15 protein-coding genes are annotated in these 19,649 nt (G+C 63.5%); 6 read left to right on the top strand and 9 right to left on the bottom strand.

Annotation, left to right across the window (positions count from 1 at the left end):
• Nucleotides 1–28: 28 nt before the first annotated feature.
• Nucleotides 29–799, bottom strand: coding sequence for a transporter substrate-binding domain-containing protein (locus J8I29_RS28435; RefSeq protein ID WP_209434230.1), 771 nt, complete (start codon nucleotides 797–799; stop codon nucleotides 29–31).
• A 381-nt stretch (nucleotides 800–1,180) separates the two neighbouring features.
• On the opposite strand from J8I29_RS28435, the gene J8I29_RS28440 reads away from it, so the two are divergent.
• Complete coding sequence (locus tag J8I29_RS28440) at nucleotides 1,181–1,855, top strand: hypothetical protein (protein ID WP_105864191.1); 675 nt, start codon at nucleotides 1,181–1,183, stop codon at nucleotides 1,853–1,855.
• A gap of 22 nt (nucleotides 1,856–1,877) precedes the next feature.
• Here the strand turns inward: J8I29_RS28440 and zwf are convergent, their stop codons facing one another.
• Nucleotides 1,878–3,338: a glucose-6-phosphate dehydrogenase gene (gene zwf / locus J8I29_RS28445; protein ID WP_245197455.1), complete on the bottom strand. Its 1,461-nt coding sequence runs from the start codon at nucleotides 3,336–3,338 to the stop codon at nucleotides 1,878–1,880.
• A gap of 449 nt (nucleotides 3,339–3,787) precedes the next feature.
• Between zwf and clpB the strand changes: the two genes are divergently transcribed.
• Nucleotides 3,788–6,391: an ATP-dependent chaperone ClpB gene (gene clpB / locus J8I29_RS28450; protein ID WP_209434231.1), complete on the top strand. Its 2,604-nt coding sequence runs from the start codon at nucleotides 3,788–3,790 to the stop codon at nucleotides 6,389–6,391.
• A gap of 195 nt (nucleotides 6,392–6,586) precedes the next feature.
• Entirely contained in the window at nucleotides 6,587–7,294 is a 708-nt protein-coding gene (locus tag J8I29_RS28455) for a DUF899 family protein (RefSeq protein WP_105864195.1), read from the top strand.
• A 77-nt stretch (nucleotides 7,295–7,371) separates the two neighbouring features.
• Here the strand turns inward: J8I29_RS28455 and J8I29_RS28460 are convergent, their stop codons facing one another.
• The 4 genes from J8I29_RS28460 to J8I29_RS28475 form a co-directional block, all read right to left on the bottom strand.
• Nucleotides 7,372–8,424 (bottom strand): ABC transporter substrate-binding protein, encoded by a 1,053-nt coding sequence (locus J8I29_RS28460; protein WP_105864196.1) that lies wholly within the window; start codon nucleotides 8,422–8,424, stop codon nucleotides 7,372–7,374.
• A 97-nt stretch (nucleotides 8,425–8,521) separates the two neighbouring features.
• Nucleotides 8,522–9,316 carry an ABC transporter permease gene (locus tag J8I29_RS28465; RefSeq protein WP_209434232.1) on the bottom strand — a complete coding sequence of 265 codons (795 nt, stop codon included), beginning with the start codon at nucleotides 9,314–9,316 and terminating at the stop codon, nucleotides 8,522–8,524.
• A gap of 4 nt (nucleotides 9,317–9,320) precedes the next feature.
• Nucleotides 9,321–10,175 carry an ABC transporter permease gene (locus J8I29_RS28470; RefSeq protein ID WP_209434233.1) on the bottom strand — a complete coding sequence of 285 codons (855 nt, stop codon included), beginning with the start codon at nucleotides 10,173–10,175 and terminating at the stop codon, nucleotides 9,321–9,323.
• Complete coding sequence (locus tag J8I29_RS28475) at nucleotides 10,172–11,239, bottom strand: ABC transporter ATP-binding protein (protein WP_209434234.1); 1,068 nt, start codon at nucleotides 11,237–11,239, stop codon at nucleotides 10,172–10,174. Before J8I29_RS28475 ends, J8I29_RS28470 begins: the two co-directional genes overlap by 4 nt.
• 181 nt (nucleotides 11,240–11,420) lie before the next feature.
• Here J8I29_RS28475 and J8I29_RS28480 point away from each other — a divergent pair, with 181 nt between their 5' ends.
• Nucleotides 11,421–12,254: an IclR family transcriptional regulator gene (locus tag J8I29_RS28480; RefSeq protein WP_209434235.1), complete on the top strand. Its 834-nt coding sequence runs from the start codon at nucleotides 11,421–11,423 to the stop codon at nucleotides 12,252–12,254.
• Between the two features lie 58 nt (nucleotides 12,255–12,312).
• Complete coding sequence (locus J8I29_RS28485; protein ID WP_209434236.1) at nucleotides 12,313–13,605, top strand: FAD-dependent oxidoreductase; 1,293 nt, start codon at nucleotides 12,313–12,315, stop codon at nucleotides 13,603–13,605.
• A gap of 188 nt (nucleotides 13,606–13,793) precedes the next feature.
• Here J8I29_RS28485 and J8I29_RS28490 read toward each other — a convergent pair whose 3' ends face one another.
• The 3 genes from J8I29_RS28490 to J8I29_RS28500 all read right to left on the bottom strand — a co-directional run bounded on the left by J8I29_RS28490 (nucleotide 13,794) and on the right by J8I29_RS28500 (nucleotide 18,269).
• Entirely contained in the window at nucleotides 13,794–15,230 is a 1,437-nt protein-coding gene (locus J8I29_RS28490; protein ID WP_209434237.1) for a hypothetical protein, read from the bottom strand.
• Between the two features lie 151 nt (nucleotides 15,231–15,381).
• Nucleotides 15,382–16,515, bottom strand: a complete 1,134-nt coding sequence (locus J8I29_RS28495) for a hypothetical protein (RefSeq protein WP_209434238.1) — start codon at nucleotides 16,513–16,515, stop codon at nucleotides 15,382–15,384.
• A gap of 425 nt (nucleotides 16,516–16,940) precedes the next feature.
• Nucleotides 16,941–18,269 (bottom strand): MFS transporter, encoded by a 1,329-nt coding sequence (locus J8I29_RS28500; protein ID WP_105864202.1) that lies wholly within the window; start codon nucleotides 18,267–18,269, stop codon nucleotides 16,941–16,943.
• A 195-nt stretch (nucleotides 18,270–18,464) separates the two neighbouring features.
• On the opposite strand from J8I29_RS28500, the gene cyoA reads away from it, so the two are divergent.
• Nucleotides 18,465–19,634, top strand: a complete 1,170-nt coding sequence (gene cyoA / locus J8I29_RS28505; protein ID WP_209434251.1) for a ubiquinol oxidase subunit II — start codon at nucleotides 18,465–18,467, stop codon at nucleotides 19,632–19,634.
• Nucleotides 19,635–19,649 lie beyond the last annotated feature (15 nt).

Consider the following 19,649-nt stretch of genomic DNA (forward strand, 5'->3'; position numbering starts at 1 on the left):
TCCCGCAAGGGGAGAAGGCTACTACCCCTCACTTGGGCGGCATGCCGATATCGTATTTGAAATATTTGCCGGCGATCTGCTTGAATTCGCCGCTGGCATACACGGCCTTGATGCCGGCATCGAGCTTGGCTTTCAGCTCGGTATCCTCCTTGCGCAGGCCGCCGCCGATGCCGCCCTCGAACAGGGGATCGTTGGGGAAGTTCTTGCCGTCGCAGCACGCCCCATCCTTGCCTTCCAGGAAAGGGTCGACGGAATCGGCGTCGCCCAGCACCAGGTCGATGCGCCCTGCCGCCAGGTCCGCCATGGCCGCATCGAGCGTGGCGTAGTTGCGGATCTCGGCCTCCGGGTAGGCCTTCTGTACATATTGGGCATGGATGGTGCTGGTCTGCACGCCGACCGCCTTGCCCTTGAGGCCGCCGGGCACGAATTCGAACTTGTCTTCCTTGTTGCCGATGAACTCAACCGGCGTGTTGTAGATCGGGATGGTGAAGGCGATCTGCTTCTGCCGCTCGGGGGTGATCGACATGCCGGCCCAGATCACGTCGATCTTCTTGGCGAGGAGGGCCGGCATGATGCCGTCCCAGGCGGTGGCTACCACCACGCAGTCGAGCTTGGCCTCCTTGCACACCGCCTTGGCATAGTCGGGCAGGAAGCCCTGCCAGTTGCCCTGGCCGTCCAGCGAGAAGAAAGGCGGGATCGGCTCGGCCGAGACACTGATCTTGACGGGATCGGCATGGGCCGCCGCCAGACCGGCCAGGAGCGCTATTCCCGCCAGCAAACTCATATGAAAATTCTTCATGGACCCGATGTCCTCCCTCGGCTCCCGCCCGTTCGGCGCTTGTTACGATTGGCCCGGGAGAAGGGTTCCCGGGGCGCGGGCAGCAGAGCGTATTCGTCAGACAAGGTCAATCGGCATGCGTGCCGACAATTGCCGGGGAGGAAAGTGTAACCGGGACACCATACGCCGCCGCGATCCTGATTTTCCATGCTATTTTCCGGCTGACGCTTGGTAATGTCACGGTTTTTCGGTGCCGAACCGCGCCGCCTATTTCCAGCATCACGAAAGGGGCAAGTCTTGCGGCTGACGTTCAATCAAACTCTGGATGAGGCTTTCAGGACTGTTTCGAGGGCACCACTTCCACCCGGGTTGAGTACCCTCGCCAAGGGTGGAGCGACCGGCGTGAGGCAGACCTATTACGATCTTTACCTCGTCGACACGCGCCAGGGTCCCTTCGCCATCTGCTTCATGAAGCTGAATTTCACCTTCGTGCAGAAGAGCCGCAATGCACAGATCGACCGGGAAATCGAGGAGGCCGGCGCACGCTCCAATCTGCCCTGGACGCAAGCGGAGGCACATGATTTCATCCGGATCTGGCAGGCGCAGGTTCAGTCCGTCTGGAACAAGAGAAGCGTGACGATCAGCCCCTGGAAAGGCCCCGTCGGCCTGCAGTTCCATTTCCAGACGAACACGCCGTCCGGCTATCACTGGACCATCGAAGTCGCCAAGCTGGCGAAAGGCAAGGTCATTGCCGGTGCGACCGAATACGATACGCGCAGCGTCTACATCAACAACAACGAGCTCATTCCCGAGGAGCATCCGCGCCAAGGCCAGAAGCAGCGGGGATCGGTGCACGAATTCGCGCATATGCTCGACCTCAGGGACGATTATTTCAAGCAGGAAGAAGCCGCTCGCAGTGCGAGCTATCGGCGCGGCGGCACGAAGCACGCCAAGGACTATCCCTCGGTCACCAACCGGGGCGAGACCGTGCTCCCCCGCCACCTCGAAAAGATCAAGGCCTGGATCGACGCTGAATTGAGGCGCTGGGCTTCCTACGAAACCAAGGCGGCGTCCTGAACGGATAGGTCGCCTTCCAGTCTCATTCCTTCCCCGCCGGCTTGCGCCACACCCGCTCGAAGGGCAGGCGCCAGGCATTGGGGGCGATGAGCTGGTGGATGGATTTCGGGCCCCAGCCTCCCTGGTCGTAGAGGCGCACAGGCGGCGGGTTCTCCAGCAGTGGCTGGGAGACTTCCCAAAGCCGTTCGATGCCCTCGGCCGTGGTGAACAGCGTGTGGTCGCCGCGCATGGCGTCGAGGATCAGGCGCTCATAGGCCTCGAGCACGTCGCCGATCAGGCCGGTTTCGCTGAGCGCGAACTGCAGCGAGAGCTTGTCGAGCCGGAAGCCCGGGCCGGGGCGCTTGCCGTAGAAGGAGAGCGAGACCTTGGAGGCGTCGGCGAGGTCGAAGGTGAGATGGTCGGGGCCCTGCGCGCCCACGCCCGAGCCCGCCGGGAACATGCTCTTGGGCGGTTCGCGGAAGGCGATCGAGATGATGCGCTGGCCCTCGGCCAGGCGTTTGCCGGTGCGCAGATAGAAGGGCACGCCGGCCCAGCGCCAATTGTCGATGGCGCATTTGAGCGCGATGAAGGTCTCGGTGTCGCTTTCGGGGTCGACGCCCGGCTCCTCGCGATAGCCGATATATTGCCCGCGCACGACCTCGCGCGGATCGAGCGGCACCATGGAGCGGAACACCTTGTTCTTCTCCTCCGAGATCGGCTGCGGCTCCAGCGCGGTCGGCGGCTCCATCGCCATGAAGGCGAGGATCTGGAACAGATGTGTCACCACCATGTCCCTGTAGGCGCCGGTGGATTCGTAGAAGGCGGCGCGGGTGCCCAGGCCCAGCGTCTCCGGCACGTCGATCTGGACATGGTCGATGAAATTGCGGTTCCAGATCGGCTCGAACAGGCCGTTGGCGAACCGGAAGGCCAGGATGTTTTGGGCCGGTTCCTTGCCGAGGAAGTGGTCGATGCGGAAGATCTGGCTCTCGTGGAAGACCTCGTGCAGGCGGGCGTTGAGCGCGACGGCGCTGGCCAGATCCGTGCCGAAGGGCTTTTCCATGATGATGCGGCAGCGGTCGACGAGGCCGGCCTCCGACAGCATCTGCACGGCCGAGAGTGCGGCGTTGGGCGGCACGGACAGATAATGCACGCGCCGGGCTTCGGGGCCGAGTTCGGCCTCGGCCCGCGCCACCGCCTCCTTCACCGGCCCGGCCCCGGCGCTGATCGGCACATAATCGAGGCTGGCGGCGAAGGCTTCCCAATCGGCCTGGCTGACCTTGCGGGTGGAGAATTTGTCGAGGGCATCGCGCGCAATGGCGCGGAAGCCGTCGGCGTCGATCTCGTCGAGCGAAACGCCGATGATGCGGCACCCGGGAATGAAGCCGGCACTGGCGAGATGGAACAAGCCGGGAATGAGCTTGCGGCGGGAGAGGTCGCCCGTGGCGCCCACCAGCACCACCACCTGCGGTTTGCCCGGGCCGACGCGCAAGGAATTCTTGATCAAGGCTCTCGTTCCCATTGGTTTTGCATTGCGCCGGCGCGCCACGCTGCGGGCCGATCCAGGCCCGTCCTTGCCTGATGCCGCCATCGCCGAGCCCCACACCGGTTCGAGGCGGGCATTGGGGCATAGACGGGAGGGATGATCAAGGGCGGGCAGAAAAAATGGGCGGCGCAAAATTAATCGACCAAATGCGGCTGATGCCCATCGGCGCGGTCTGCGCTTGCCGAGGGACCCAAGAGCTTTGTGCGGATGCAATTCAGGCGCGCCAGGCCCGCTGCGGCAGGGGCCTCTTGGTCTCTTCCTTGATCTGGCTCAGACTCTTGTTTCAAAACCCCTTGTAGCTTTGTTCCGGCTCCCCCACATCATTCTCAGCGAATGCCTGCGGGGTTCGTAAATCTGTATGGCGCCTGGACGATGCTACGGGTCCCTGGGCGTGCTGGAAGGGATATGACATGAATTTTGAACGCTATACCGAACGGGCCAGGGGCTTCGTGCAGTCGGCGCAGTCGCTTGCCTTGCGCGAGGGGCATCAGCAGTTCGCTCCCGAACATCTCCTGAAGGTCCTGCTCGACGATCCCGAGGGATTGGCGGCCGGTTTGATCGACCGTTCCGGCGGCAATTCGCGCCAGGCGCTGAATGCCGTTGAGGCTGCCCTGAAAAAGCTGCCCAAGGTGCAGGGGACGGGCGCCGGCCAGGTCTATCTGACGCCGGGCCTCGCCCGCGTGTTCGAGGCGGCCGAGAAGGCGGCCGACAAGGCTTCCGACAGCTTCGTCACGGTAGAGCGGCTGTTGCTGGCGCTCGCTGTCGAGAAGGACACCGAGGCCGGCAAGGCGCTTGCGACTGCTGGCGTGACGCCGCAGAACCTCAACAAGGCGATCGAGGCCCTGCGCAAGGGACGCACCGCGGACAGCGCCACCGCCGAGAACGCCTATGACGCCCTGAAGAAATATGCCCGCGACCTCACCACCGATGCGCGCGAGGGCAAGCTCGACCCGGTGATCGGCCGCGACGAGGAGATCCGCCGCACCATCCAGGTGCTGTCGCGGCGCACCAAGAACAACCCGGTGCTGATCGGCGAGCCCGGCGTCGGCAAGACGGCGATCGTCGAAGGCCTGGCGCTGCGCATCGTCAATGGCGACGTGCCCGAGAGCCTCAAGGACAAGGCCCTGCTGGCGCTCGACATGGGCGCGCTGATCGCCGGCGCCAAATATCGCGGCGAGTTCGAGGAGCGCCTGAAGGCCGTCCTGAACGAGGTGACCTCGGCGGAGGGCGAGATCATCCTGTTCATCGACGAGATGCACACGCTGGTCGGCGCGGGCAAGGGTGAGGGGGCGATGGACGCTTCCAACCTCTTGAAGCCCGCTTTGGCGCGCGGCGAGCTGCACTGTGTCGGCGCCACCACGCTCGACGAATATCGCAAGCATGTCGAGAAGGATCCGGCCCTGGCGCGGCGCTTCCAACCCGTCTTCGTCGAGGAGCCCACGGTGGAGGATACCATCTCCATCCTGCGCGGTCTGAAGGAGAAGTATGAGCAGCACCACAAGGTGCGCATCACCGACAGTGCCATCGTGGCGGCGGCGACGCTCTCTAATCGCTACATCACCGACCGCTTCCTGCCCGACAAGGCGATCGACCTCGTCGACGAGGCCGGCTCGCGGCTGCGCATGCAGGTGGATTCCAAGCCCGAGGAACTCGATGAGCTCGACAGGCGCATCGTCCAGCTCAAGATCGAGCAGGAAGCCCTCAAGCGCGAGAACGACGACGCCTCCAAGGACCGGCTGGCCAAGCTCGAAAAGGAACTGGCCGATCTGGAAGAGCGTTCGTCCGAACTCACCCAGCGCTGGAAGTCGGAGAAGGACAAGCTCGGCCGTGCTGCCGATCTCAAGGGCCAGCTCGACAAGGCCAAGAACGAACTGGCCGAGGCTCAGCGCCGCGGCGAGTATCAGCGTGCGGGCGAATTGACCTATGGCATCATTCCCAAGCTCGAAAAGGAGCTGGCGGAAGTCGAGGCGTCCGAGGACAAGAGGGCCAGCATGGTCGAGGAGGCCGTGACGGCCGATCATGTCGCACAGGTGGTCTCGCGCTGGACGGGCGTGCCCGTCGATAAGATGCTGGAGGGCGAGAAGGACAAGCTCCTGCGCATGGAGGACGTGCTGGCAACCCGCGTTGTCGGCCAGGGCGAGGCGGTTCAGGCGGTTTCGACCGCGGTCCGGCGTGCCCGCGCCGGCCTGCAGGACCCCAACCGTCCCATCGGTTCCTTCATCTTCCTGGGCCCCACGGGCGTGGGCAAGACGGAGCTGACCAAGGCCCTGGCGAGCTTCCTGTTCGACGACGACACCGCGATGATCCGTCTCGACATGTCCGAATATATGGAGAAGCATTCGGTGAGCCGGCTCATTGGGGCGCCTCCGGGCTATGTCGGCTATGACGAGGGCGGCGCCCTCACCGAAGCCGTGCGGCGCCGGCCCTACCAGGTCGTGCTGTTCGACGAGATCGAGAAGGCGCATCCCGATGTCTTCAACGTCCTCCTGCAGGTGCTTGACGATGGGCGCCTGACGGACGGGCAGGGGCGTACGGTCGACTTCCGCAACACCCTGATCATCATGACCTCCAATCTGGGGGCCGAATATCTGGTCAACCAGAAGGAGGGCGAGGATTCGGACAAGGTGCGCGAGGAGGTGATGGCGGTGGTGCGCAGCCACTTCCGGCCCGAGTTCCTCAACCGTGTCGACGAGATCATCCTGTTCCACCGCCTGAAGAAGGCGCAGATGGGCGCGATCGTCGATATCCAGATGGCCCGGCTGCAGAAGCTGCTCGACGAGCGCAAGATCACGCTGCATCTCGACGATGCCGCCAGGACCTATCTCGCCGACAAGGGCTACGACCCGGCCTATGGCGCGCGCCCGCTCAAGCGCACGATCCAGCGCCTGGTGCAGGATCCGCTGGCCGAGATGATCCTCTCCGGCAAGGTGAAAGATGGCTCGACCATCGAGATATCGGCCACCGGTTCGGGCCTGATCATCGGCGGCCAGGCGGTGAATGCCAGGGCGGCGTAAGGATTGCTTCGAGCAGAAACGAGAAAGCGGGCCTTCGGGCCCGCTTTTGCATGAGAAGGGCAGCAGGCCGAAACTGCCGTCAGACGGCCCCGTCCTGCGTGCCTAGCCTGAAAAAATGGAACCGGATTGTCGGGTCCGTGCGTTGTGAAACGTCCTTGGAGCGTAGCGCCATAAACGGCAACCCAGGAGGATCGCATGACCGCGAACACGAGCAGGCTGACGCCCGCCGCCGAACTGGCCGCCCTCAACAAAGCCCGCATCCCCAATGAAAGCGAGGACTATCGCCGCGCCCGGACCGCATTGCTCGCGGAGGAAATCGAACTTCGCCGCCATATCGAACGCGTGGCCGAAATGCGCCGCGCGCTGCCGCCGGGCGCGCCCGTGACGAAGGATTATGCCTTTGAGGGGGAGAACGGGCCCGTGCGTTTCGCAGACCTGTTCGGGCGGCACGAAACCTTGATCGTCTACAACTTCATGTTCGGTCCGGAGCGCAAGCGCCCATGCCCGATGTGCACCGCCTTCCTCGGCGCGCTGGCGGCGAACGCCCAGGACATCCAGCAGCGGGCGGCGCTGGCGGTGATCGCCCGCGCCCCGATCGAAAGGCTCCTCGATTTCAAGCGCGAGCGCGGCTGGCGGAACCTGCCGCTCTATTGCGATACCACCGCCGAATTCGGCCGCGATTTCGGAACGTGGCGCCCGGATGGAGATTATCCGGGATACAACGTCTTTACCCGGCGGGACGGTTCGATCCGCCATTTCTGGGGCGGCGAAATGGGAGGCGAGACGGCCGATCCGGGCCAGGATCCGCGCGGTGCCCCCGACTTCACGCCGCTCTGGAACGTGCTCGACACCACGCCCGAGGGCCGGGATCCGCATTGGTATCCGAAGCTGGACTATGATTGACCGTTCGAGACCGTGGCCGTGAGGGCGATGACATTCACCCGTGCCGGCCCGGCCACGACGGGCCGGCGCATGCGGTGTCAGCGCTCGATGGTCTTGTTCCAGCGATTGTTCCACTCGGGCCGCTTGGCGTTGATGGCGTCCCAATCGAGCGTGATGACGGTCTTCATATAGCCGTTGAAGGCATCGAGCTTGGACTGGGCGACAGGGGTGGAGGCCTTGGTATTGGGGTTGGACGGGATGATGTTGCCGGCGTTCAGGGCCTTTGCCTGCGCGGCCGCCGACATCAGATAGGCGGCCAGCTTCTGCGACAGCGCCGGCTCCGAATTCTTGGCGGTGACGCATTGGGCGATCATCAGCAGCACCGAGCCTTCCTTGGGCTGGACATATTCGACCGGCAGGCCCTTGTCCTTCAGATTGCCGATCGCCGTCGGCGTCAGCGGGAAGATCGCGGCCTCGCCCGTCTGAACCATTTCCGACAATTTGGCCGAGCTGGGGATGAACTCCAGGACGTTGGGGGCGATGGCCTGTTTGACCTTGGCGAAGCCCGGCTCGACATTGCTCTCATTGCCGCCTTCGATGCGGTTCACCATCAGCAGGGCATGCAGGCCATAGGTCGAGGTGGCGGCGGACTGGAAGACGAGCTTGTCCTTGAATTTCGGGTCGGCCAGGTCGAGCCAGGAGGTCGGTGCCGGCCAGCCATTCTCGTCGAAGATCTTCTTGTTGTAGCCGATGCCGGTCATGCCCATGTCGACGCCGGCCGCCATGTCTCCCTTTATGCGGGCGCTGGGCGCGATTTCATTCAGCTCGGGCGAGGGCTGCAGTTTCTCGCACAGGCCGGAGGAGATCGCACGCATCATCACGCCGTCATCCAGGAAGATGAGGTGCATCTGCGGGTTGTCCTTGGAGGCCGTCGCCTTGGCCAGGATATCGGTGGACGTGCCGGGCACGACGACGATCTTCACCCCGTTGGCCTTTTCGAAATCCGGAAAGACGGCTTCGGTGAAGGTCTTCTCGTAGGGGCCGCCATTCATGCCGACATACAGTGTCTTGTCCTGCGCCAGTGCAGCGGACGAAGCACCGATGGTCAGGGCGAGCGATGCGGCTGTTCCCGCCAGAAATCTCAAATTCATTCCAGTCCCTCTCGTGACGTGCAGGCCCAGATCGGTTTTCTGTTGCCGGCCTGGCGCGGACCTGCATCCCGCGTGGGCCGCCTTTTCGGAAGGCTGTTTACCCTTTGCCGATCAGCACCCTGTCGAGCCCGAAGGCGCGGTCGAGGATCAGCATGGCGCAGGCCGTCAGGGCGATCATCAAGGCCGAGACGGCCGCCATCATCGGGTCGATCGACTCCGTCGCGTACATGTACATGCGCACCGGTAGCGTAACGGTCGACGGGGAGGTGACGAAGATCGACATCGTCAATTCGTCGAAGCTGTTGATGAAGGCGAGCAGCCAGCCACCGGTGATGCCCGGCAGGATCAGCGGGGCCGTGACGCGGCGGAAAACCGTCCACTGCGAGGCGCCGAGCGTTCTTGCCGCCTGCTCGGCACTGCGGTCGAAGCCGGTCAGCGCCGACAGCACCAGCCGCAATACATAGGGCGTGACGATGATGGCATGGCTCAGCACCAGCCAGGCGAAACTGCCTTGCACGCCGAGCAGAGCAAACAGGCGCAGCAGGGCGACGCCGAGTACCAGGCTTGGAATGATCAGCGGCGACAGGAACAGCGCATTGAGCGCATCGCGTCCGGGGAACGCGAAGCGGTCGATGGCCAGGCCCGCCGGCACCGAGAACACCACCGCGATCGTGGCCGAGAGCGTGGCGACCCAGATGCTGTTCCAGAACGAGGCGACGAAGTCGGGATGGGCGAACACGGCCTTGAACCAGCGCAGGGAGAAGCTGGTGGTCGGCAGGGTCAGGGTGTTCTCGGGGGTGAAGGCAACGATGCAGATCACCACCAGCGGTGCGAGGACGAAAGCCACGACAAGCGTGTGGAAGATGAGGGCGAGGAGGCCGTTCTTCTGCATCGATCTACCCCAGAGCCCTTCTTGCCCGCGACTCGACGATGCGGTTGTAGGTCACCATGATTGCGAGATTGGCGACCAGCACGACGATGGCGATGGTGGCTCCCAGCGGCCAGTTCAGCTCCTGGAGATATTCGTCATAGACCAGGGTGGCCGCCATCTTGAGGCGGCGCCCGCCGAGAAGGCCGGGGATGGCGAAGGCGCTTGCCGACAGGCCGAAGACGATCAGGCTGCCGGAGAGGATGCCGATCGTCGCCTGTGGCATGACGATACGGCGGAAGCTGGTGAAGCGCGAGGCGCCGAGGGTGCGGGCCGCCGCCTCCACCATGGGATCGAGTTTCTGCAGCGCCGTCCAGACGGGGATCACCATGAAGGGCAGCATGACATGGACCAGCGCGATGACGATCGCCGTTTCCGTATAGAGCAGCCGTATCGGCCCCAGCCCCAGCAGTTGCAAGGCGGCGTTCACCAGGCCTGTCGGGCCGAGCAGCATACTCCAGCCAAAGGCCCGCACCACGACCGAGACCAGCAGCGGCCCGAGGATGACGAGAAGGAAGATGGAGCGCCAGGGTTCGCGCATGCGCGAAAGGATATAGGCCTCCGGCATGCCGATCAGCGCGCAGATCGCCGTCGTTATCGCGGCGATCTTCAGCGTTCGCCAGAAGATCCCGAGGTAATAGGGATCGGTGATCACCTTGAGATAATTGTCGAGGGTGAGGGAGTCCCCGATGCCGGTCGAATAGTCGTAGACGCGGAAGGAAAGCATGACCGTGAGGATCAGCGGCACGATCACCATCACGGTGAACAGCAGCAGGTTCGGGCCCGCGAGCAGCCAGGGCAGGGCTCCCTTGCGGCTGGTCATGGCGCGGCTCCGGGCGGGGGCGTTTCCTGCCTGGCGCTGGCGGCGTCCCAGCGCAGCGACACCGTGTCATGGGGACCCGCCGGCTCCTGTCCGTCGTTGGGAACGGAGACGGTCAGAGGCCCGGCCGGGGTGTCGACGTTGAAGAGCCAGTAGCTGCCGAGGAAGAAGCGCGAGGCGATGCGCCCGTCCACAACGCCTTCTCCCGGCTTGCCCAGCAGAATGCGTTCGGGACGAATTGTCAGGGTGATCGCCGCCCCGTCCCGGGCAGAGCCGGCCTGCGCCGGCAGTTCGGTTCCACCCGCCAGCGCAACGCCGAGGTCGCCGTCGGCGCGCCAGATCGCGTCGAGCCGGTTCATCTTGCCCACGAAGCCCGAAATGAACGGCGTCGCCGGGCGCTCATAGAGGCGATAGGGGGGATCGACCTGCGTCATGCGGCCGGCCTCCATCACGACCACGCGGTCGCTGATCGAAAGGGCTTCGGCCTGATCGTGGGTTACCATGATGGTCGTGGTTCCCACGCTCTGCTGGATGCGCCGCAACTCGAACTGCATCTCCTCCCGCAGCTTGGCGTCGAGATTGGACAGCGGTTCGTCCAGCAGCAGCACCGGCGGGCGGATGACCAGGGCACGCGCGATGGCGACGCGCTGGCGCTGGCCGCCCGACATCTGGCGCGGATAGCGGTCTGCAAGCCTGCCGAGTTGGACGAGATCGAGGGCCTCGGCGACGCGCTTGTCGCGCTCCCCCCGCGATATACCCCGCATTTCCAGCCCGAACGCCACGTTCTGGGCGGTCGTCATATGCGGAAAGAGAGCATAATTCTGGAACACGATACCAAGGCCGCGCTTCTCGGGCGCAAGGCCCGTGATGTCTCGGCCGTCCAGCACGATGCGGCCGCTCGTGGGTTCCACCAGCCCGGAGATCATCTGCAGCGTGGTGGTCTTGCCGCAGCCCGAGGGGCCGAGAAGCGAGATGAATTCACCCTTCTGGATCTCGAGGCTGACGTCGCTCACCACGGTCAGGGTGCCGTATCGCTTGGTCAGCGATGCCAAAGCCAGGAAACTCATCTCACCTCGCCCAGGATGGTGGCAGCCTTCGTATCGGTTGAATTGGCCAGATGGAAGCCCAGGGGGACTAGGCAGTCAACTTGAAATTCCATAGAGTAGAATTCCAGTTTCTATAATTCCATTACACGGAATTTACGCCAAAAAATTTATTGGAATATTCCATAGAGGATCGTTCTCGATCATGGCCCCAACTGACGACGGACCGGTTTCTGCCATCCGAAAGGCCCTGGAACTCCTGCGCGTCGTTTCCAAGGCCGGTCCCGAGGGGCTGCGCCTCAAGGATATCGGCGAAGCCGCAGGTTGCGGGCAGTCGACGGCGCATCGCTTGCTCAAGGACCTGGTTGCCGAGGGCTTCGTCGAGCAGATCCCCGAGGGCAAGCGCTACCGGCCTTCGCTGGAGTTCTTCGTTCTGGCCGCGCAGGCGGGGGAAACCGACGGCTTGCGCAAACTGACCAGCCCGGTGCTGCTTCGATTGTCGGCCCGGCTCGGCGATACGGTCTTCCTGCTGGTGCGTACGGGGTTCGACGCCGTTTGCCTCGACCGTGTGGAAGGGCCGTTCCCCATCCGCTCCTTCACCGGCGATATCGGCGGAAAGGTACCGCTCGGCCTGGGGCAGGGCAGTCTCGCGCTGCTTGCCCATTTGCCCGAGCCTGAACAGGAGGCGGTCATCCGCTTCAACATGCCGCGACTGCTTGACCGCGGCTTCATGGATGAAGCCTCGCTGCGGCAGGAGATCGTTCGGGCCCGCGAGCAGGGCTGGGTCAACCTGAATTCGGGCCTGATCCCCGGCATGGCCGGCGTGGGTGTCCCGGTTTTCGACGCGCGCGGCCGCGCGGTGGCGGCGCTCAGCGTCGGCACCCTGGCCGATCGGCTGAAGGACAGCAGGCTGCCCAGTGTCGTCAAGATCATGAAGGCCGAAGCGGATGAACTCAGCCAGCAAATCAACCCCTTCGACGCCACCCTGCGCCATCCCTGGCGGAGCCTGGCTCATGCAAGGCCGCCCAAGGCTGAATGAGGCAGGTGCCGTCCATGCCTTGCTGACGATCTGAGATGCCGACCGACTGGAGAGCGCGATGGCGCGTTTGACCTATCCGAACTATCCCGCCCGTTGTGGGTGGAATGTCATGCTGCCGCCGCGCCAGGCCAGGCCTGCGCTGGAGGGGCCGATGTCGGTGCCTTATGCGGTGATCGGTGCGGGCTATACGGGCATCGCCGCGGCGTGGCGGCTGGCCGAGCTCGCTCCCGGCGCCGAGATCGCGCTGCTGGAGGCGAGCGTGGTAGGAGAGGGGTCCTCGGCCCGCAATTCCGGTTTTCTCGGCCGGCGTGTCATGCCCAAGGAGCCCGGCGACAGGGCGGCAGAGCGGGCACGAATCCAATCGCGCTTCCAGGCCGAAGGCTTCGATTGGCTGGAGGAGCGTATCCGGACTTGTGGTATCGGCTGCAATCTCACGCGGGCGGGTTATATCCGGGCGGCCGCGACCGAACAGGGGCAAGCGGTCGTGCGGGCGGCTCTGGAGGTGGCCCGGAGCAATGCCCTCGGGCACGAGCTTCTGTCGCGAGCCGACCTCGAGCGCCGGATCGGCACGGCCTATTACGGCATGGGCCTTTATCTGGAGGATAGTTACCTGCTCCAGCCCGCTGCGCTGGTCCGCGGCTTGGCGGACGCGCTGCCTTCGCAAGTGATCCTTTACGAGAATACCCCGGTGCTGAGCCTGCGCAGGGATGGCAAATGGCGGATCGAGACACCCGGCGGCATCGTGCTTGCCGACACCATCGTGCTCGCCACCAATGGCTTCATCACCAGGTTTGGCTATCTGAAATCGCGTCTGGTGACGATCTACACCTATGCCGCCGTCACCGAGGCGTTGCCCGATGCGGATCGGCAGTGGGCCGGCGAGGATACCGACTGGGGCGTGCTCCCGTCGCACCGGCTGGGCACGACGCTGCGCCGTGTCGGTGCCGACAGGCTGATGGTGCGCAGTCTTTATGCCTATGAGGGCGAACTAGAAACCACTCAGGTTACAAGGGCCTTGCGGCAACGCTTCGAGCGGCGCTGGCCTGCCCTCAGCCACGTGCCGTTCGACTATGTCTGGGGCGGCACGACGGCCCTGACGATGAATGGTTCGCCCTGGTGGGGCCGGATCGACGAGAACGCCTATGCCTCGGGCGGCTGCAATGGCGGCGGCATCGTCAAGGGCGTGCTGCTGGGCAAATATCTGGCCCAGCTCATTGCTGGCCAGGGCGATCCGGGCGAACTCATAGGCTCACTCGGCCTTGCCAATTGGATCGCCCCCGAGCCCTTCCGCACCGTCGGCTTCCATGTCGCCTCCGCCTATGGGCAGCGCAAGGCCGGCATGGAAATGTAGGCGCGGTACCGCAAGTCGGCCTGCCCTCAGTTCTTCGATCTCATGCTTTATTGGTCGAGCCAGGGGTGAAATTTCTCTCCCGGATGGCCGGCGGCCCTCTCGCCGAGAGCGGCGGATTGCGCGACAAAGCTCCCGGCCGCCAGGTCATCGTCGGTGCAACAAGAGCGGCGCAATTCGGGCGCCCCGCGTCACGGCTCGCCAAAACGATAGAGTGGCACTGGATGAAGACGGGTGACATTCATTTCATCGTCGCATTGACGCAGCAACGCGGTCAGGAATTTGGTCGCGAAAGCAGTCATGCCGTCGTACATGTCACCCTTCTGGGCAAGGGCCGACAACATGGCAACCGCCTCCCTGTCACGTCCGGCTGCCTGCAGGAGCTCGGCCGCCATCAGGTAGGCAATGGGCGAAGTTCCGTTTGGTTGCTTGCCCTCCTGCAAGGCACGAACCGTCTCGACCCATCTTTCCCAAGGAGGCGCGTTGCCGAAACCCACGGGTTTGGCGGGGATCTGCGCGAACTGGCCCTTCAAGACGGGGGCTAGAATCTTGCGTGCAAGCGCAATGTCGATCAAGGCTTGCGCTGGAAATGGATTCGCCCCGTAAGAAATGATTCGCAAATGAATGGTTTGCTTGGCTACCAATCGTTGCCGCTCGGCTTGACCCAGAGCCTGGTCGAGCTCCTTGACGATAGCAAGTGTCAAATCATCGACATTGGTGGGATCGAGCGTGCCCTCGTCGATCTGTTTCAGCAGGGCGGGCTTCAACGTTCCAGGGCCGCCCCAGCGGGAGAGTTGACCGACCCATTCGTCCAGCGGGGCGAGCTGTTGTAATTGTCGGTCGGCAAGTTCGTATGCGGCAGCTTCCCCGAGTGGCGGTATGGCGAGCAGCTGTGCTAGGCCACTCAAGCCTTTGCGCCGCAACCCCGGCCCGGCATCACGGATGAAGCGTTCATATAGAGTCGTAGTGTTGTCCCCAGGCAGAAGGTGGGTGCGCCGATAAGCGATCCAATCGCCAATGTCTTCCTTGGACGCCAGGATCGTCGCCGGGAGATTGGAATAGCCATAGGCCTCCAATTGCTTGGCCACGGGCGTTTTAGAGGCTTCGTCGAGACTGGCGCCGGCCAGGGAAAGAACGAGTGCCAGCTCCACGCTTTTTGCGGTCAGCTTCGGATCGGCGTCGATCGCCGAAAAATAGGCCGGCAACTGCCCGTCCTTCATCATGGCACGAGCAAGGGCGGTGCTGTGGATTAGGAAGAAGGCATTGTCTTGCCTGCCGGGCATAAGGGTCTTGACATAGGCAAGGCGCTCATCGGGGGATAGGAGCGACAGCCGAAGCTCTTCCAACATTCCGGCTTTATCGAAAGCTTCCCTCGGCTGGCCGGATGACAGAACCTTGAGAAGCTGCAGTGCTTCTCGATTATCAAGTTTTCCATATTTGATCTTGAGATAGGCGAACTCGGCCGCAGGGATATGGTTAGATGGGCCGTACTTCTCGGGATGCGTGAGCAAAATGTCGGAGAGCGCAGCGATCTCCGGCGCTCGCGGACAGGATGGCCCCGCCGCCAGAGCCGGGCTGAGCGCGATGCACGCGAGGATCGCAGCTGCAAGATCAGGCAGTCTGAACACGCTTTCCTCCGGGGCACGAAAATCGGGCGAGGTTATCTCGATGAGACTCTGATGGTGCGTTACACATCTATTCCAAACCGAACAAACGCGTCACTCGGTAAAGCTGTCGGGAAGCGTTCCAGTTTTCCGTGCCAAGCAAAGGCTTTGAACGCTACGGCTCGCCAAAACGATAGAGTGGCACTGGAAAAGCATCGTTGGGATTCATTTCGTCATCACAACGGCGCAGGAGCTCGACGAGCATTTTGGTGGCGTAGGCGCCGATTCGTTCGGATTCCTCCGATGTCCGCGGCACGACGGCCGACAAAGTCTCGGCTGCCTCGCTGTTGCGGCCGGCGGCTTGAAGAAGCTCGACGGTGACATAGGGCTGGTCGGAGCGCTTTTTGCCGGCTTGCAGGCTTTGGGCAACCTCCACCCAGCTGCTCCAGGCAAAGTCACGGCTGATGAGCTCCGGCTTGGCCGGCGTCGATGCGGACGGATCGGCAAGAAGGGGGGCGAGCGCTTTGCGCGCAAACACCGTGTCGAAGAACAATTTAGCTGGGAACTCGTTGCCGGAAAGGGTGAGTAATCGCATGGGCACTGGATATTTGGCCAGGATTTGCTCGCGCACGGAGCGGCCCCAATCTCGGTCGAGCTTTGTCACGAGCGCGACCGCAAGGTCGTCGACGCTGCGGGCATCCAGTTTCTCTGCATCGATCTCGCCAAGAAGTTCGGAGTAGGGAGCAGACAGGGCCTCTCTCCCCCGTACGTACTGTAACCAGCTGCCCAGCGGGGCCAGCCGCTGCAACTGGCGAGAGGCGAGCAGGTTGTCGAGGGGCCGATCGTCTGGTGGCACCTTAAGCGCTTTTTCCAATCCTCGCATGCCGCCATGTCGCAAGGACGGTCCGTGGTCGAGGATGAATGTCATCAGAAGATCCGCGGGGTCGACATCTTCCGCAGGGTGCGATTTTCGGTAGGCAATCCATTCGCCTATATCGACCTTCGAGGCGAGAATCGTGGCTGCTGCATTGACGTAGCCTGCCTGGTCCAGTTGCTGCGCCGTAGGGGATTTCTGCAACTCCGAAAGGCTTGCACCGGCCAAGCCTAGGATTTTCTCGGACGTGGCGCGAGAAGCGGCAAAGCTGGGACTGCTTTCGGCTGCCTTGAGGAAGGCTTGTAGATTGCCATCCTTCATCAGGGCGCGTGGCAGCGCGCTGCTCATTGTGAGAAGAAAGATCCTCGTGCGATCTTGGCTGTGTTTTTGGCTCTCGCCGGCATTGAGAAAGGAAATCCGCTCCTGCGGCGTCATCAACGACACCCTGAGTTCTTCGAGAGCCAGCGAATCCGCAGATCGCGCTGGAGAAGGCGCCCCGATGAGCTTCAGGCCATCCTGGTTGCTCAAAGATCCATATTTGATCTTGAGATAGATGAACTCGCTGGATGGTATCTTCCTCGCCCCCCTTTCAGGGAGGGGTGCGCCAGCGCGATATCGGAAAATGCTGCGATATCAGGCGCGTAGCGACAAGAGGGGCCGGCCGCAAAGGCGGGGAGGATCACACCAACCGCAAACGCTGCAACCAAGGCACGGATCAAGGATTTCATGCATTCTCCCCAGGACGAAGAATGCTAGCAGATTCGAGGCTTTGTGAGCAGGGACGGGCAATCGAATGCCGGGACTAAACATCTTATGTCTCTCGCGCCTGCTAAGGTGACGAACGTGCTCTCTGGCTGCCCTCAGTCCTTCGAATCCTGCGTGCCTCTGCGGATGCTTTCGAGATTGATCCACAGCGCGATCAGCGTGCAGACCGCGCCCGAGAGCAGATACACGCCCGAGGACGCCAGGCCGAACCAGGCGGCCAGCGCCAGGGCGACGAAGGGGGCAAAGCCCGCGCCGAACAGCCAGGCCAGATCCGAGGTCAGGGCCGCGCCGGTATAGCGATAGTGGATCGGGAAGTTCATGTTCACCGCGCCCGAAGCCTGGCCGAAGGTCAGACCGAGGAGGATGAAGCCGCCGATCATGTAAATGAGTTCGCCCGTCTGGCCACCATTGAGCAATTGCGGCGCATAGCCCGAATAGATGGCGATCGCCATGGCGCAGACCGCGATCAGATTGCGCCGGCCGAAGCGATCGGCAATCGGGCCCGAGGCGACGATGGCGGCGAGACCGAACAGGGCGCTGAAGATCTCGATGATCAGGAACTGCACCACGCTCTCATTGGTCTCCAGCACCACCCAGGCGAGCGGGAACACCGTGACCATGTGGAACAGGGCGAAGCTCGCCAGCGGCGCGAAGGAGCCGATGATGATCGTGCGCCCCTGGGCCGCGACCGTCTCCGCGATCGGCTTGGGCTGCAATTCCTGGCTCTGGAACATCTCGGCATATTCGGGCGTGGCGACGATGCGCAGCCGCGAGAACAGCGCCACCACATTGATGGCGAAGGCCACGAAGAAGGGATAGCGCCAGCCCCAGTCGATGAAATCCGCCGGGCCGAGGGTGGTGTAGAAGAAGGCGAACAGGCCGCTGGCGACGATCAGCCCGAGCGGGGCGCCGAGCTGCGGGATCATGGCCCACCAGCCGCGCTGGCCCTCCGGGGCATTCAGGCTGAGCAAGGCCGGCAGGCCGTCCCAGCTGCCGCCGAGCGCGATGCCCTGGCCGATGCGCAGCAGCGCCAGCAGGACGCCGGCCCAGGCGCCGATGGTGCCGTGATTGGGAAGGAAGGCGATCGCCGCGGTGGAGCCGCCAAGCAGGAAGAGCGCGATTGTCAGCTTGACCTCGCGGCCGTAATGCCGGTCGAACAGGGTGAACAGCGCCGAGCCGAAGGGACGCGCGAGGAAGGCGAGGGCGAAGATCGCGAAGGAGTAGAGCATGCCCGTCAGCGCATCGAGATGCGGGAAGGCGAGCTTGGGAAACACCAGCACCGAGGCAATGGCATAGACGAAGAAGTCGAAATATTCCGACGTCCGGCCGATGATCACGCCGATGGCGATCTCGCTCGGCGTGATGGTGTGACGCTTGGCGCCGTGCTGGCCCCCGGCCGGATGCATGGAAGTCGTGGTGCTCATCGTCCCTCGGCTTTCTCCAAAGACCCTAGCCCGCTCGACGGAAGCCGTGCAGTATGAAGGTCCCTTGCGTACCTATTGCCGTCTTCACGATGATATTGTCATTGGACAAAATGTCCAATGGGCAGCCTGAAACCGGAGGCGTATCGGCACGACATGCGAATGCTATCCCGAATGCCGTCCTTTAGCTCCGTCCGCTTGCGCAAGCTCGCCCGCCTGGCCATGGCCCTGCCCCTGGCGGCCCTGCTGGCGGGGTGCAATGCCGTGGTACTCAGCCCCTCCGGCGACATCGCTGCCCAGCAGCGCGACCTCCTGGTGTTCTCCACCGTGCTGATGCTGGTGATCATCCTCCCGGTGATGGCGCTGACGGTGCTGTTCGCCTGGCGCTATCGCCAGTCCAACAAGACGGCGCGCTACGAGCCGGATTGGGACCATTCGACTCAGCTCGAGCTGGTGATCTGGGCGGCGCCGCTGCTGATCATCATCATCCTCGGGGCGATCACCTGGACGGGAACGCATCTGCTCGATCCCTATCGCCCGCTCGAACGCGTGGCGGCGGGCCGGCCGGTCACCAAGGATGTCAAGCCTCTGGAGGTCCAGGTCGTCGCGCTCGACTGGAAATGGCTGTTCATCTACCCCGAATATAATGTGGCCAGCGTCAACGAGATGGCGGCGCCCGTCGACCGGCCGATCAATTTCAAGATCACCGCCTCGGCCGTGATGAACTCCTTCTATGTGCCGGCGCTGGCGGGCATGATCTACGCCATGCCGGGGATGGAGACCAAGCTGCATGCGGTGATCAACAAGCCCGGTGATTACGAGGGCATCTCCTCCAACTACAGTGGCGCCGGCTTCTCGGGCATGCGTTTCCGCTTTCACGGCCTCGATCAGGCCGGTTTCGACCAGTGGATCGCCAAGGCGAAGGCCGGCGACGCCGGCGCGCTCGACCGGCCGGCCTATCTCGCTCTGGAGAAGCCGAGCCAGAACGTGCCCGTGCGCTACTATACTTCGGTGGCGCCGGACCTCTATCGCGCCATCCTGAATCTGTGCGTCGATCCCAACAAGCCCGACCAGATGTGCATGGACAAGATGATGGCGATCGATGCCAAAGGCGGCCTGGGCAAGGAGGGCATCAACAATGTCCGCCCGCTGCTCTACGACAAATATGCCCGCCGCGGCGCGGTGTTCGGCCCGGAACCCTATTACGTTTCCGATTATTGCGAGGTGCCGCGGCCCGGCGCGCTCGATGCCTGGAAGAGCGGCGTTTCGGCGCTGAGCCCCAAGCCCGCCGGCCTCACCGGGGCCAGCCTGGCGATACCGCCGGCCTCCCTCCAGCCGCCGCAGCTTTCCGCTGCGCAGCCCGGCTAAGTGCAACCTCATTCA

Source organism: Labrys sp. LIt4 (assembly GCF_017813775.1).
Classification (GTDB): domain Bacteria; phylum Pseudomonadota; class Alphaproteobacteria; order Rhizobiales; family Labraceae; genus Labrys; species Labrys okinawensis_A.